Source organism: Pigmentiphaga sp. (assembly GCF_033795525.1).
Lineage (GTDB): Bacteria > Pseudomonadota > Gammaproteobacteria > Burkholderiales > Burkholderiaceae_B > Pigmentiphaga.
The window spans coordinates 609,003-623,984 of sequence record NZ_JARYGM010000003.1; the positions used below are offsets into that span (position 1 = coordinate 609,003).

11 protein-coding genes are annotated in these 14,982 nt (G+C 66.6%); all 11 read left to right on the top strand.

From position 1 onward, the window contains the following. The first annotated feature begins 69 nt into the window (after positions 1–69). The 11 genes from QHC78_RS11430 (at position 70) to QHC78_RS11480 (ending at position 14,906) form a co-directional block, all read left to right on the top strand. Positions 70–213, top strand: coding sequence for a hypothetical protein (locus tag QHC78_RS11430; RefSeq protein WP_319744543.1), 144 nt, complete (start codon positions 70–72; stop codon positions 211–213). 152 nt (positions 214–365) lie between these two features. Further along, the gene (gene hemE / locus QHC78_RS11435; protein WP_319744545.1) at positions 366–1,439 is read left to right on the top strand and encodes a uroporphyrinogen decarboxylase; all 1,074 of its coding nucleotides are present in this window, start codon (positions 366–368) and stop codon (positions 1,437–1,439) included. A gap of 400 nt (positions 1,440–1,839) precedes the next feature. Next, complete coding sequence (locus QHC78_RS11440; protein WP_319744903.1) at positions 1,840–4,050, top strand: primosomal protein N'; 2,211 nt, start codon at positions 1,840–1,842, stop codon at positions 4,048–4,050. Between the two features lie 199 nt (positions 4,051–4,249). Continuing rightward, positions 4,250–6,274 (top strand): UvrD-helicase domain-containing protein, encoded by a 2,025-nt coding sequence (locus QHC78_RS11445; protein WP_319744905.1) that lies wholly within the window; start codon positions 4,250–4,252, stop codon positions 6,272–6,274. Between the two features lie 150 nt (positions 6,275–6,424). Next, the gene (locus QHC78_RS11450) at positions 6,425–8,518 is read left to right on the top strand and encodes a hydantoinase/oxoprolinase family protein (RefSeq protein ID WP_319744547.1); all 2,094 of its coding nucleotides are present in this window, start codon (positions 6,425–6,427) and stop codon (positions 8,516–8,518) included. Positions 8,519–8,535: 17 nt separating this feature from the next. Beyond that, positions 8,536–10,725 carry a hydantoinase B/oxoprolinase family protein gene (locus tag QHC78_RS11455; protein WP_319744549.1) on the top strand — a complete coding sequence of 730 codons (2,190 nt, stop codon included), beginning with the start codon at positions 8,536–8,538 and terminating at the stop codon, positions 10,723–10,725. Between the two features lie 79 nt (positions 10,726–10,804). Further along, positions 10,805–11,572: a dienelactone hydrolase family protein gene (locus tag QHC78_RS11460; RefSeq protein WP_319744551.1), complete on the top strand. Its 768-nt coding sequence runs from the start codon at positions 10,805–10,807 to the stop codon at positions 11,570–11,572. 54 nt (positions 11,573–11,626) lie between these two features. After that, positions 11,627–12,451, top strand: a complete 825-nt coding sequence (locus tag QHC78_RS11465) for a DODA-type extradiol aromatic ring-opening family dioxygenase (RefSeq protein ID WP_319744552.1) — start codon at positions 11,627–11,629, stop codon at positions 12,449–12,451. Next, positions 12,448–13,593, top strand: a complete 1,146-nt coding sequence (locus tag QHC78_RS11470) for an alpha/beta fold hydrolase (RefSeq protein ID WP_319744554.1) — start codon at positions 12,448–12,450, stop codon at positions 13,591–13,593. Before QHC78_RS11465 ends, QHC78_RS11470 begins: the two co-directional genes overlap by 4 nt. Beyond that, on the top strand, positions 13,586–13,990 hold the full coding sequence (locus QHC78_RS11475; RefSeq protein WP_319744556.1) for a RidA family protein: 405 nt from the start codon (positions 13,586–13,588) through the stop codon (positions 13,988–13,990). The genes QHC78_RS11470 and QHC78_RS11475 overlap by 8 nt, the downstream gene beginning before the upstream one ends. 136 nt (positions 13,991–14,126) lie before the next feature. Then, complete coding sequence (locus tag QHC78_RS11480; protein WP_319744558.1) at positions 14,127–14,906, top strand: GntR family transcriptional regulator; 780 nt, start codon at positions 14,127–14,129, stop codon at positions 14,904–14,906. Positions 14,907–14,982 lie beyond the last annotated feature (76 nt).

Below are 14,982 nucleotides of genomic sequence, written 5' to 3' on the forward strand. Positions count from 1 at the left end.
CGTCTTATCCACGACCACCGCGCCGCCGCGTGCTTCGCCACGCGTGCTGCGATAGACAGGAAGCGCATCATGAATACCCATCTCTATACCAAGACCACGCCCGTGGTTCCAAGCCAGCCGTTCAGTTTCCGCCCGGCCGAGGTCCTCGTCGCCGGCGCCAAGGTGCTGCTGCCCTTCCTCATCATGGCGGGCATATTGTTTCTTGCACGGTAACAATTCCAGCATGCCGGTTCGCCGCCCGGGCCGCCTCAAGAGCGAGGCCCGGGGCGGCCGCTGCCGGTGAACCGTGCGCCGGTTCTCTTATAGATCGGCTTTCCCGCCCGCGCGCAGGTAAAATCGAAGGCTTCCCTTTGCCGAGGTCTGCCGTGTCCGCGCCCACTCTCCAGAACGACGTTTTCCTGCGGGCGCTCTCGCGCCAGGAAACCGAATACACGCCGGTCTGGCTCATGCGCCAGGCAGGCCGCTACCTGCCGGAATACAACGCGACCCGCGCGCGCGCCGGTTCGTTCCTGGGGCTGGCCAAGAATCCCGACTACGCGACCGAGGTGACGCTGCAGCCCTTAGCGCGCTATCCGCTGGACGCGGCCATCCTGTTTTCCGACATCCTGACGGTGCCGGACGCCATGGGCCTGGGCCTGGACTTCGTCGCCGGCGAAGGGCCACGGTTCGCGCGGCCCCTGCGTACCGAAGCCGACGTGGCCAAGCTGGCGGTGCCCGACATGGCCGGGCTGGACTACGTCTTTGCCGCCGTGGCCCAGATCCGCCGCGAACTGCATGGCAAGGTGCCCCTGATCGGCTTTTCGGGCAGTCCCTGGACGCTGGCCTGTTACATGGTCGAAGGCGCCGGCTCCAGCGACTATCGCTTGGTCAAGACCATGATGTACCAGCGGCCGGACCTCATGCACCGGATCCTGGAGATCAATGCCCAGGCGGTCGCCGCCTACCTGAATGCCCAGGTCGAGGCCGGAGCCCAGGCACTGATGATCTTCGATAGCTGGGGCGGCGTGCTGGCCGACGGCTGGTTCCAGCAGTTTTCGCTCGACTACACGCGGCGGGTCGTGGCCGGCCTGATCCGCCACCACCAGGGTCGGCAAGTGCCCACTATCGTTTTTACCAAGGGCGGAGGCCTATGGCTGGAGCAGATCGCGGACTGTGGCTGTGACGCGGTCGGTGTCGATTGGACGGTCAACCTGGGCAAGGCCCGCGCCGCAGTGGGCGATCGCGTGGCATTACAAGGCAACCTCGATCCTATGACTTTGTTCGGCGGCGCCGAGCGCATCCGGGCCGAGGTCATCCATACGCTGGATAGCTACGGCTCCGGCCCCGGTCATGTATTCAACCTCGGCCATGGAATTTCCCAATACACGCCGCCCGAAGCGGTGGAAGTGCTGGTCCAGGCGGTCCACGAACACAGCCGTCGGCAGCGTCAAGGCACCTGACCGGCGTGTGAACAAATCGCGGGCCAAGATGCGGACAGGGTACGCGTTAACCCTGATTGTGCGGATCCAGCCATCCACTTATGCACACACCGCGCTTTCCTGGGTACGGATTTTGCAAATTCGTACGGCACGTGGATATTTCTTGTAAGTTATTGATTTAAAAAGGGTTGCGGCCTTTCTTATGATTAGCTCTCAAAGAATGCGGCCTTCTCGTACGTCCTATTACCGCATTTGTGTGGCGGTTGTCCCCAAAGTTATCCACAGGCTGTTGACGAAATTCCCTGTCCCACAACGGGGTTAGCGCCGATTCAGAGTTTTTACTTTAACTTTTGACGGCCATCTCGCCCCTCATTCCTTTGGAGTCGGACACTTGTCCACACATCCGCCTGATCTAGACCATATGGCCGAGCCAGCGAGCCCGGCGACGATATGGGTGCGGGTCGCGCTGGACGTTCCGCTGGCCGGACTGTTCGATTACCGGGCCGGCGTGCCGGTGGCCGTCGGACAACGAGTTATCGCGCCTTTCGGGCGGCGCGAGATGGTCGGGATCGTGGTCGAAACGCCGGACGTGCCTGCCCTGGCGCCGGAACAGGTCAAGTCGGTCATTCGGGTACTTGACGATTTGCCGCCGCTGCCGGCGGATTGGCTGAAACTCGCGGCGTTTGCCGCCGACTACTACCAACGGCCCCTAGGCGAGGTCATGCTGCCCGCACTACCCGGCCCATTGCGCAAGCCCGCCGCCTACCAGGGCAAGCGGGCAGCCGGGGGCCCAGTCGCGCGGCTCGACGCCCGGGCCGCCCGTAAAGCGCAGCCGCGCAAAGGAAAGAAGAAAACACCGGAAAGCGAGTACACGCTTTCTTCGTATGGGTCTGAAGCCGAAGGCATCGTGCCCCCTCCCTCCACGCCGCCAGACGCGGTGGCGCCCGCCCGCCCCCGTCTCAATGCCGCCCAGCAGGCCGCGGTCGACGCCCTTGCCGCATTGACCGGCTTCAAGCCCGTCCTGCTGCACGGCGTAACGGGCAGCGGCAAGACCGAGGTCTACCTGCGTGCCGCCGAACGGGTATTGCAACAGGGCCGCCAAGTCATGCTGCTGGTCCCCGAAATCAACCTGACGCCGCAATTGGAGCAGGTATTTCGCCGGCGGCTGGAAGCCATCGCGGGTCCTGGCGGCGTGGCGGTACTACACAGCGGCCTGGCCGATGGCGAGCGGCTCGAGGCGTGGCTGCGAGCCGTGCGCGGACAGGCCCGCGTGCTGCTGGGCACGCGCCTCTCCCTGTTCACGCCCTTGCCCGACCTCGGCCTGATCGTGGTCGACGAAGAGCATGACCCTTCCTACAAGCAGCAGGAAGGGCTGCGCTATTCCGCGCGCGACCTGGCCATCTGGCGGGCGCGCGACCGCGGCGTACCGGTGGTGCTGGGATCGGCCACGCCTTCGCTGGAAAGCTGGCATCACGCGCAAAGCGGCCGCTACCTGTTGCTGGATCTGCCCCAGCGCGCGTTGGCGGCCGAGCCGCCCCGGATACGGCTGCTGGACACGCGCAACCAGCCGCTCAAGCAAGGGCTCGCGCCGCAGTTGCTGAAGGCCGTGGCCCAGCGGCTGGAGCAAGGCGAGCAGTCACTGATCTTCCTGAACCGGCGAGGCTACGCGCCGGTGCTGCATTGCGACGCCTGTGGCTGGCTCAGCGGCTGCATCCGGTGCTCCGCCTACATGGTCTTGCACCGGGAGCCCCCGCGGGCGCCGGGCGCGCTGGGCCGGCACGAATTGCGCTGCCATCATTGCGGCTGGCAGCACCGCGTGCCCGCCGCCTGTCCCGATTGCGGGAACCAGGACCTGCAACCGATGGGCCGGGGCACGCAGCGGCTGGAGGAGCACCTGGGGGAGCTGTTTCCCGGGGCGCGGATCGCGCGCATCGATGCGGACAGCACACGCCGCAAAGGCAGCGCACAGGCCTTGTTCGCCCGCATGCACGCAGGCGAGATCGACATCCTGGTAGGAACGCAGATGGTCGCCAAGGGCCACGACTTCCAGAATCTGGGCTTCGTCGGCGTGCTGAACGCCGACGCGATGCTGTTCTCGCACGATTTCCGCGCGCCCGAGCGGCTGTTCGCGCAGCTGATGCAAGTGGCGGGCCGGGCAGGGCGGGCGGGTACGCCGGCCGAGGTCTACATCCAGACCGGGTATCCCGAGCAGCCGCTCTACCAGGCGCTGATCCGCCACGACTATGCCGGGTTTGCGCGCCATGCGCTGAAGGAACGGCAGTCGGCCGGATTGCCGCCGTTCGCCTACCAGGCCCTGCTCACCGCGGAGGCACGCGAGCTGGCCCAGGCCCAGGAATTCCTGGCCCACGCCAGGGACTTGGCCGAGCGCCCCCATCCGGCGGATGGGAATGGTTTGTCCCAACTCGCGGAGGTGTCGCGCATTACACTTTATGATCCCGTACCGCTGCGCGTGGTACGCGTGGCCAACGTCGAACGGGCCCAGCTGCTGGTAGAGAGCGACAGCCGCCCGGCCTTGCAAGGCTTCCTGCGCGCCTGGGTGGCCGCCTTGCACGGCTTGGCATCGGCTTCGCGGGTGCGCTGGCACCTGGAGGTCGATCCGCTGGAAATCTGATGCTGGTCCGTTCGCCATTGCCCGCTCCTGCGTTTTCATTCCGTTCGCGTGGCGGCCTGCCGCCCCCTCTTGATCCCTTCCATTGCGCATGACTGCCTCTTCTTCTTCCGCCGCGACCCGAGCCATGGACCGCGCCGACGCGCGGTTGAACAAGCCCGACGCGCGCGCCGCCTCGGCGCTGCCGCCGATCGACGCGGGCATGAACCCCGCGCAGCGCGAGGCCGTGCGTTATCTCGACGGACCGTGCCTGGTGCTGGCGGGGGCGGGCAGCGGCAAGACCCGCGTCATCACGCAGAAAATCGCCTACCTGCTGCGCGACTGCGGATACTCGGCCCGCAATGTCGCGGCGCTGACCTTCACCAACAAGGCCGCGCGGGAAATGGCCGAACGGGTCAAGGCCGTGGCGCCGCCCAATGCCATCAAGGGACTGACCATCAGCACCTTCCATTCGCTGGGCGTGAAGATGCTGCGGGAAGAGGCCAAGCTGGTAGGGCTCAAGCCGCAGTTCTCCATTCTTGCGGCCGACGATGCCATGGGCATCGTGCAGGACCTCACGGCCACCACGGACAAGGGGCATATCCGCGCCATCCAGCACGCCATCTCGCTCTGGAAGAATGCGCTGGTCGAGCCCGACCAGGCGGAGCGCACCGCGTCGACCGAAAGCGAGCGCGACGCGGCGCGCATCTATCGCAGCTACAACGCGACCCTGCGGTCGTACCAGTCGGTGGACTTCGACGACCTGATCCGGCTGCCGGCCCGGCTGCTGGAAATGGATGCCGAGGCGCGCGAGCGCTGGCAGTCGCGGCTGCGCTACCTGCTGGTCGATGAATACCAGGACACCAATGCCTGCCAGTACCGGCTGGTGCAATTGCTGACCGGGCCGCGCGCGATGTTCACCGCCGTCGGGGATGACGACCAGGCCATCTATGCCTGGCGCGGCGCCACGATCGAGAACCTCGCCAAGCTCACGACCGATTACCCGGCGCTGCGCGTGATCAAGCTCGAGCAGAACTACCGTTCGATGCAGCGCATCCTGGCCGCGGCCAACAATGTCATCGGCAACAACCCCAAGCTGTTCGAGAAGAAGCTGTGGTCCGAGCTGGGCACGGGCGACCCCATTGCCGTCATTCCCATGGACGATGAGGAAGCCGAGGCCGAATCGGTGGCCATGCGCATTTCCGCGGCCCGTTTCGAACTGAAGGCCGACTGGCGCGACTTCGCCATCCTCTATCGCAGCAATCACCAGGCCCGCGTGTTCGAGCAGGCGCTGCGCAACCTGAAGATTCCCTACATGGTATCGGGCGGGCAGAGCTTTTTCGACAAGGCCGAAGTGCGCGACATCATGGCCTACCTGCGGCTCATCGCCAACGACGACGACGACCCGGCCTTCATTCGCGCCATCACCACGCCCAAGCGCGGCGTGGGCCAGACCACGCTCGAGGCGCTCGGCACCTACGCGGGAGAACGCGAGATCCCGCTGTTCGCAGCGGTATTCGAAAGCGGGCTGGAGCAGCGTCTGCAGCCGCGCCAGCTCGCGCCGCTGCGCGAGTTCTGCGAGTTCATCCACCGCATGCAATGGCGTGCGGGCGCCGGCAAGGGCGAGGCCGTCGCCACCGGCGAAACCGCTGCCGACATCCTCGACGACCTGGTCCGGGCCATCGATTACGAGCGCTACCTGTACGACCACTTCGACGAACGCGGGGCGCAAAACCGGTGGCAGACGGTGCTGGACCTGCTGGGCTGGCTCAAGCGCAAGGCCGAAGAAGACAAGATGAGCCTGATGGAGCTCGTCAAGCACATCGCCCTGATCACCATGCTGGAAAAGAGCGACGACGAAGATCCGGACCTCGTACGTCTTTCTACCTTGCATGCATCGAAGGGGCTCGAATATCCCCATGTGTTCCTGGTCGGCGTCGAGGAAGGGCTGCTGCCCCACCTGGGCAAGGACGACGAGGAAGGCGATCCGGCCAAGGCCGCCGAATCGCTGGAGGCCCGCGTGCAGGAGGAACGCCGGCTGATGTATGTCGGCATCACGCGCGCGCAGCGCACGCTCAACCTCACCTGGTGCAAGAAACGCAAGCGCGGTCGCGAAGAAATTCCCCGCGAACCGTCGCGCTTCATCAAGGAAATGGGCCTCGAGGACGATCGCATCGCCGACGCCACGCCGGGCCTGAGCGCCAAGCAAAGGCTGGACCGGCTCAAGTCCCTGTTGAAGAAGGACTGACCCCCTCTCTGCTTTTCTCCGCTGCTGCCCAAGGGTAATCACCTAGACTTATAACATTCTATAGTTCTATACATAGAATGTTTTTCGGAGTCTAATGGCGGGCAAGCACTACTCGATCGCCCGCCAGGGCGGCATTTGGAGGAAAGACTCGTGTCTTACATAGGTACGGATATCGGAGGGACGTTTACCGACCTCGTCCTTCTGTCCGACGACGGCGACGTGCGCATCTTCAAGGCGCTGACGACTCCCGACGACCGGACGCGCGGGGTGCTGGACGCCATGAAGCTGGCGGCCGAAGCACTGGGCATCCCCGCAGACCGGCTGGTCTCCCAGCTGAAATACTTTTCCCACGGCACGACCGCCGCCACCAATGCCTTCATCGAGCGCAAGGGCGCCAAGACCGGCCTCTTGACGACGCGCGGGTTCGAGGACACGTTGCGCATCCAGCGCGCCATGGGCGGCTGGATAGGCATGCCTACGCACGAGATCTCGCATTTCTCCAAGCGGCGGCTGCCGGACCCCATCGTGCCGCCGGCGCTGATCAAGGGCATCGTCGAGAGGGTGGACTACAAGGGCGACATCATCGTGCCGCTGGACGAGGCTGCCGCCCGCCAGGCGATCCGCGAGTTGCGCGACGCCGGCGTGCAAGCCATCGCCATCAGCCTGTTGTGGTCGTTCCGCAATCCCGCGCACGAGCGCCGCCTGGCCGAACTGGTGGAAGAAGAAGCCCCCGGCGTATTCATCACCACGTCCTCGCTGCTGGTGCCCATCATCGGCGAGTACGAGCGAACCTCGACGACGGCGATCAACGCCTATCTCGGCCCGGTCATCCATCGCTACATCAATGGGCTGGAAACGGCCATCCGGCGCTTCGGCTTCGACGGGCCTATCTCCATCATGGAGTCCGGCGGCGGCGTGCTGCCCGCATCGGAAGCCGCGTTCCAGGCGGCCAACCTGCTGACCTCCGGGCCGGCCGGCGGCGTGCTGGCCTCGCAGAAGCTGGGCGAGCTGCTGGGCTACCGCAACGTGTTGACGGCCGACATGGGCGGGACCAGTTTCGACGTGGGCCTGATCGTCGACGGCCAGCCCTTGCTGGAAACCGTGCGCGAGGTCGGGCGCTTTCATGTGGCCTTGCCGTCGATCAAGGTCACCGCGATCGGCGCGGGCGGCGGCTCCATTGCCCGCGTGCGCGACGGCCACCTGACGGTGGGTCCCGAAAGCGCCGGGTCCACGCCCGGGCCGGCCTGCTATGGCCGGGGCGGCGTCGAGCCCACCATTACCGATGCCGACGTGGTGCTGGGCATCATCGACCCCCGTTATTTCCTGGGCGGCCGCATGCCCCTGGACGTGGAGGCCGCGCGCGAGGCCGTGCGCAAGCACGTGGCCGAGCCGCTGGGCATGAGCGTAGAGGAAGCGGCGGCGGGCATCCGTGAAGTCGCCAACAACCAGATGGCCGATCTCTTGCGGCGCGTCACGTTGCGGGCCGGCTACGATCCGCGCGATTTCGTGCTCATGGCCTACGGCGGCGCGGGCGCTACGCACGCCCACCAGTACGCTGAAGTGGCGGGCATCGGCAAGGTGATCGTGCCCAACACCGGCCCGGCGCATTCCGCTTACGGCACGGTAACGGGCGATCGCCATCGTTCGTTCTCGCTCGCGGTCGGGCAGCACGCGCCGGCGCGGTTCAAACGTGCCTCGGACCATATCGATATCGCCGCGCTGAACGAAGGCTTCGCGCAGATCGAGCAGCGCGCCCGGCAAGCCCTGGGCGACGACGTCACCATCCACCGCTACGTCGGCATGCGCTTTCGCCAGCAAGTACATGAGATCGGCGTCGAAGTGCCGCCCGGCACGCTGGCAGCCGATCACGTGGACGCGCTGGTGGATGCCTTCGAGGTCCAGTACGAACGGGTCTATGGCAAGAACACCGCGCTGCGCAGCTCCGGCGTCGAGTTCACCGTGGTGCGCGTGGAGGCTACCTCGCCGGTGATCAAGCCCATGCCGCGCCAGGTGGACGGGGCGGGGCGCTCGGGGCGCCCGGTGTCCGACCGCCAGGTCTATTTCTACGGGCATGGCTTTATCCGCACCGATATCTATCGCAGCGAGGACGTGGGCCCGGGCCATCGCATCGAAGGCCCCTGCATCATCGAACGGCCGGATACCACCATCGTGGTCGGCCCGGGCCAGACGGCCGACATGGAGCCCTACGGCAACTTCGTGATTTCCATCGCGCGCAACCAATGACGCTATCGAGACCAGCCATGCACCAGGTTTATGAATACACGGCCAAGGAGGTCGACCCGATCACCTTCGAGGTGATCCGCCATCGGCTGCTGTCCATCACCGACGAGCAGGCCGCCACGCTGGCCTCGGTGTCCGGATCGGCGCTGGTGAACGAGGCGACCGATTTCAATACGGGGCTTTACCGGGCCTTCGGCGAAGTGGTCACCATGGGCAAGACCGTGACTTTTCATGCGGCATCGCTGTCGCTGATGGTCAAGCACGTGATCGACGATTGCGAGGACACGGTCGGCATCCACCCCGGCGACATGTTCATCGTCAACCATCCGCACAAGGGGGCGTTGCATTGCCCGGACGTGGGCGTGCTGGCGCCCATCTTCGTGGAGGGCAAGCGCATAGGCTGGACCGGCGCCTGCGCGCACCAGCTAGACGTGGGCGGCATGGTGCCCGGCAGCTTCGCATCGATGGCCAAGGATATCCGGCAGGAGGGCATGCTGATTCCGCCGGTCAAGATCATCGACCGCGGAGAACTGCGCAGCGACGTGCTGAACTTCATCACCGGCATGTCACGCCTGCCGACCAATATCAGCCTCGACCTGAAAGGCCTGATGGCGGCCAACAACATCGGGGTCAAGAGCCTGCTCGATACGATCGGCAAGTACGGCGTGGACACGGTGCTGACCGTGATGGACGGCATGATGGACCTGTCCGAAACCAAGATGCGCAACCGGCTGCGGGAACTGCCCGACGGCGTGTTCCGCGCCCAGGCCTTCCTGGACCACGACGGCTTCGAGAACAAGGTCTACAAGATCCACGTCGAGTTGCGCAAGCAGGGCGACCACATCGTATTCGACTACACCGGCTCGGATCCGCAGGCGCCGGGCTTCGTCAACGCCACGCGCACCGGGCTGCTGGCCGGGGTGTATGCCGGCATCCTGCCTGTGATCGCCTATGACCTGCCCTGGAACGAAGGCTTGCTGCGGCCCTTGGAGGTCTTGTCGCAAGAAGGCTCGATCGTGTCGTGCAAATTCCCCGCACCCTGCAGCCAGGGGCCGCTGGGCGCGATGTGGCTGGTCGAAGTCACCACCACCGAGGCCATCTCCAAGCTGATGGCGACGCACCGCGATTACCTGGCCGAGGCGCAGGCCTCGCCGGCCAGCGGTCCGGACCTCTTCCACATCCACGGCAGGAACCAGTACGGCGAACCCGCGACGGCGCCCATCCTGGAAGTGATGCTATCGGGCGGCGGCGCCTACGCGCATCGCGACGGCATCAGCGTATCGGGCCAGCGCAATATCACGGCCGGCCGCGCGCCCAACGTCGAGACCACCGAGCTCAAGCTGCCGGTGCTGTACATGTACCGCCGTATCATTACCGACAGCGCCGGCGCCGGCCGCAATATCGGCGGGCAGGCCGCCGGCGCGGCCTTCGTGCTGCACGGTGTGGACGAGGTGGAGTCGCTGGTCGCCTGCCACGGCTACGAATCGCCCACCTCGCGAGGCCTGTTCGGTGGCTATCCCAGCGGCTGCAACCATCGCCGCTTCCTGCGGCACACCAATATCCGCGAACTGTTGTCGCAGGGCGTTTTCCCCGACCGCATGGACGGTTTGCGCGGCGAGGAGGTCGCGTTCAACGCCAAGCCGCCCGAGTTCGAGTTCGGCAAGGACGACGTCTACGAGTGCAACCCCACGGCCGGCGGCGGCTGGGGCGATCCGCTGGGCCGGCCCGCGGCGAGCGTGGCCGCCGACGTGGCGGCGGGCGCGTTCTCGCCGCAGGTGGCCGAGCGCATCTTCGGCGTGGTGGTGCGGGATGGCGCGCTGGATGCGGCGGCGACCGAGGCGGCGCGATCGGCGATACGTGGACGGCGGCAGGCCTGGCCGGCGGCGGGCAAGCGGCTGGATACCCAGCCCGACCTGGCGCAGGCGGCGACGGTCGCCATCGTGGGCGATGCGGCGCGCATCGCGCGCGACGCGCAGGCGGCCTACATGGTCTGCAACAGTTGCGACCACGCCATCGCGCCTGCGCAGGAAAACTGGAAGGACTACGCGCGCCAGCATCTGGCGACGCCCGATGAGCTGGGTCCCCGGGTACGCATTCATCACGACCTGGAAGTCGTGCAGCACGCCTGCCCGCACTGCGCCACCCTGCTCGACGTCGAAGTCCGGCGCAAGGGCGAGGCCTCGCTGTTCGATATACAGGTAGCGGCATGAGCGCGCCGGCCCGGTTTCCCGAAGGGTGCGCGAGTTCTTCCTTGGGCAGGATGTCGGGGACAGGCAGGAGGGTATTCCCATGAAGACGACCAGCACCGGCCGCTGGGTGACTTTTCCCAGCGGTGCCGACCACGTGCGCGGCTACCTGGCAGAGCCCGAAGGCACCGACGTACGGGGGGCGGTGGTATGCGCGCCCGAGAACCTGGGTGTGACCGAGCACCGGCAGGAAGAAACGCGCCGGCTGGCGGCCGAAGGCTTCATCGTGTTGACGGTGGATCCGTACAGCCGCATCGGCGGCCGGCCGCCGCAGGACTACACCACGGCGGAGGAGCGGCGCAGCAAGGCCTTCATCGCGGCGCGCGACGAAGTCGTCGTGCCCGATTGCCAGGCGGCGCTGGCATGGCTGCGTACCCAGCCGCGCGTGGCGCCCGACCGCATCGGCGCGATCGGCTATTGTCTGGGCGGGGGCACCGTGCTGGCCTGGGCGGCCGAGACGCGGGACCTGGCGTGCGCGGTGGTGTTGTATGCGTTGCCCATCATTCCTGCGCCCTATACGCCCGATGGCCGGGAGCGTTCCCGCCTGGCGCTGGCGCCGCGCATCCAGTGCCCCATGCAGCTGCATTTCGGCGAGGCGGACGAAGCCATCCCCATGGACCAGACCCTGGCGCTGAAAGCGGCTCTGGAGGCCAAGTCGCCCCGGCCCGTCGAGTTCCATACCTATCCCGGCGCCCGTCATGCCTACATGGACAGCACGCTAGACCGCTACTCGCCCGAGGCGTCCGCGCTGACCTACCAGCGGTTCGTCGCCTTCCTGCATCGGCATCTGGATGCGGGGGCACGCCCATGAAGGCGCGCGTCCTCCCGCGCGGAGGATGTCGCACAGCGACAGGAGGGGACATCGATGGCTGACATTGTCTGGGCGGGCGCCACCGCGCATACGGGCGCCATGATGCGCACCCCCAAGGGCGACCCGGACGATCTTGCCCGGGCCGATCGGGTCTTCGGGGCCTTTTCGGTGCTTGCCGATGCACTCAAGGCGGCCCGTCCCGACGTACTGGTCGTGGCCGCCACGGACCATTTCCTTACGTTCGATTATTCCGCGCTGCCGGTCTTCGCGATCGGCACCGGCACACGATTTCCCGGACACGGGGAATTCGGCGTGCCCAAGCGGGACTTCACCGCGGTGGCCGGCCTGGGCGAGGCGGTGCTGGCCGGGATGGTCGCGGCTGGCTTTGACGTGGCCGGCGCGCGCGACCTGCCTCTGGACCACAGCTTCACGTGCCCGCTGCAGCTGCTGCTGGCGGATTGGGACGTGCCCATCCTGCCGGTGTATGTGAATTGCACCGTCGAGCCCTTGCCCCGCCTGGACCGGTGCCTGGCTTTCGGCCGGACGTTGGGCGAGGTATTGCGCCGGCAATCGCTGGCGTCGCGGGTCGCCGTGGTGGGCACCGGCGGCTTGAGCCATTGGGTGGGGATGCCCGAGACCGGGCGCATCAACCAGGCCTTCGACCGCCGCTTCCTGGATGATTTTGCCGCCGGCCATTTCGATGCCATTGCGGCCTGGGATGCGGAGGAGGTGGTTCGTTCGGCCGGTAATGGCGCGGCGGAGATCCGCAACTGGCTGCTGGCGGCCGGTGCGGCGCAGGCCCGTTCGGCCCGCGTCTTGGCCTATGAGCCGGTCGCCGCTTGGGTGACGGGTATCGCGGTGACGGAGCTTGAGCCATGAGCCGCCATGCGCTGGAGAAGTTCCTGTTCCGCTTCGACAAGGAACCGGCATTGCAGGCCGCGCTGCAGGCCGGCACCGATGCCGTGTTCCAGGGCTACGAACTGGAAGAGCACGAGCGCCGGGTACTGCGGGAGCGCGATTTGGCGACCCTGTACGAATGGGGCGTGCATCCGCTCCTGATCCGAAATTTCGCCGGCACCCTGGGCCTGAACTACGTGCAGGCCTATCGCGCGCGCGGCCTCGGGCCCCGTCCATGCTTTAGAAAAGGAGACATCGACATGAAAGAAACGGAAATCCGCTCGCGCTGGGTGTTGGCCAACGGGGTGCGTACGCATTACGCCGAGACCGGAAACGACGGCAAGACGCTGGTGGCCTTGCACGGCGGCGGCGCGGGATCGTCGGGCGCTTCCGGCATGGGTCTGGTCATGCCGCTGCTGGGCCGCGACTTCCGCGTCGTGGCGCCCGATTCCATCGGTGGTTTCGGCTTGACGGATCCCAGCGCGCCCACGCCCTATGGCCTGATCAGCCGTGCCGCGCATACGGCGGATTTCGTCGATGCCATCGGCCTGGAGAAGTTCAGCGTGCTGGGCAATTCGCAGGGGGCGTGGGCGGGGGTCTATTACGCCATGCTGCATCCGGACCGGGTCGAGAAGCTGATCATCGTTTCGTCGCTGACCATTGCCACGTCCATGGGCATCAAGCAGGAGCCCAACGAGGCGATGCGGGCGCTGATGGGCTATGACGGGACGCGCGAAGGCATGAAGCGCCTGCTGGAAGCGCTGATCATCGACAAGTCCCGCATCACCGACCAGCTCATCGACGAACGTCAGCGCGCCGCTACGCGGCTCGGGGCGTTCGAGGCCTTCCAGCGCATGGCCCAGGGCATCGAGTTCGTGCGCAACGATCCCGTGCTCAAGTTGCAGACGCAATGGCGCGAAGCGCTGCCCGCGCTCACGCGCCGTATCCCGACCCTCATCCTGTGGGGCAAGAACGATACCTTTGCGGTGCCCGCGAGCGGCCAAGCCTTGGCCGACATGCTGCCGGATGCCCGCATCGAATGGATAGAAGGCGCCGGCCACCAAGTGCAGACCGACGCGCCAGACCGCTGCGCCGACATCATCCGGAGCTTCTTGAATGACTAGCCTGGACAGGGCAACCATGCCGCAGTCGCCCCATGCGCCGGAGCGCATGGCCGGCATGGTGCCGGGCGTGCGTGCAGGCGGCTTCCTGTTCCTGTCCGCCATACGTGGGCGTGATCCGGCCACGGGCCGCATGCCGGACGACCCGTATGAACAGGCCTGCCAGGCACTGCGCAACCTGGAGGCGGTACTAACCGGTTCCGGCGCGACCCTGCGCCACGTGGTCAAGGTGACGCTGTACCTGCACGATCTCGACACGCGGCAGGCGTTTCACCGGGCATGGATGGAATTCTTTCCCATCGATCCCCCTGCCAGGCTGGCGGTAGGCGTGGCCGATGCCAATGCCGCGCCGGGAGGCAATGCGCATTACGCGCTGGATGTCATCGCGCTCGCGCCCTGATGGCCGGCCGGCGGCCAGCCTGCGCCGGTCCGCGCCAGTCCTTGTCGCGCCCCGCGATTGCCGGCGCGCGGCAAGGGCCGGCACAATACGCGTTTGCGCCTCGCGCGCCCACGCTTCGTTTCACTCAAGCTCGTCCATGGCACCAGCACGGCGCAAGACCGCTCCCTCCGATTCGCCCGACCGCGGCGCCGCGTCCGGCAATGGCGCGCGCGGCGGCCAGCCTATGTATGCCCAGCTCTTTGCATTGTTCCGCCAACGCATCGAGACCGGCACCTGGCCCTTGAACGAATGCATTCCCTCGCTGGACGAGTTGATGCAGGAGTTCGGCGTGGGCCGCGTGACGGTGCGGCACGCACTCAGCCTCCTGGAAGCGGAGGGGCTGGTGGGCCGCTATCGCGGACGCGGCACCTTCGTCATGGCGCGGCCCCAATCCAACATCTGGTATCGCATCCCGATGCACTGGGACGAACTGACCGGCGCGCCGCCCGATATCGAGGTCGAGTGGCTGGATGCCCACGAATGCGCGCAGCCTCCCGCATCGGTCCATGCACGGGCCAAGCTGGGAGAGGCCTACCAGGCCGTACGCAGGCGGCTGCTGCGCCACCACATTCCCTACGGCATCGGCCACACCTACATCGAGAAGAAGACCTACGAAGCCATCGGGCAGGACGTGCTGGCCAGGCCGTTGCCTTTGAAAACGCTGGATGCCTGCCTGCCCGGCGGCATCGGCCACGCCGAGCAGACGGTGCGCGCCAGCGTCGCCGATCTCGACACCGCCCGGCTGCTGGACCTCACCTCCGGCGCGCCGCTCATCCAGGTTACGCGCTCGGTCCTGGACCGCGATGGCATGCTGGTGTACGAATCGCTGGGCATCTTCCGCGGCGACTTCGTCGAGATCCACACCAACCTGAAATAATGCGGCGTCCGTCGCCGCCGCTACGCCGCATCCTGGTAGACGCCCACCCATTGCGCCTGCACCGGGTCCGCCTGCG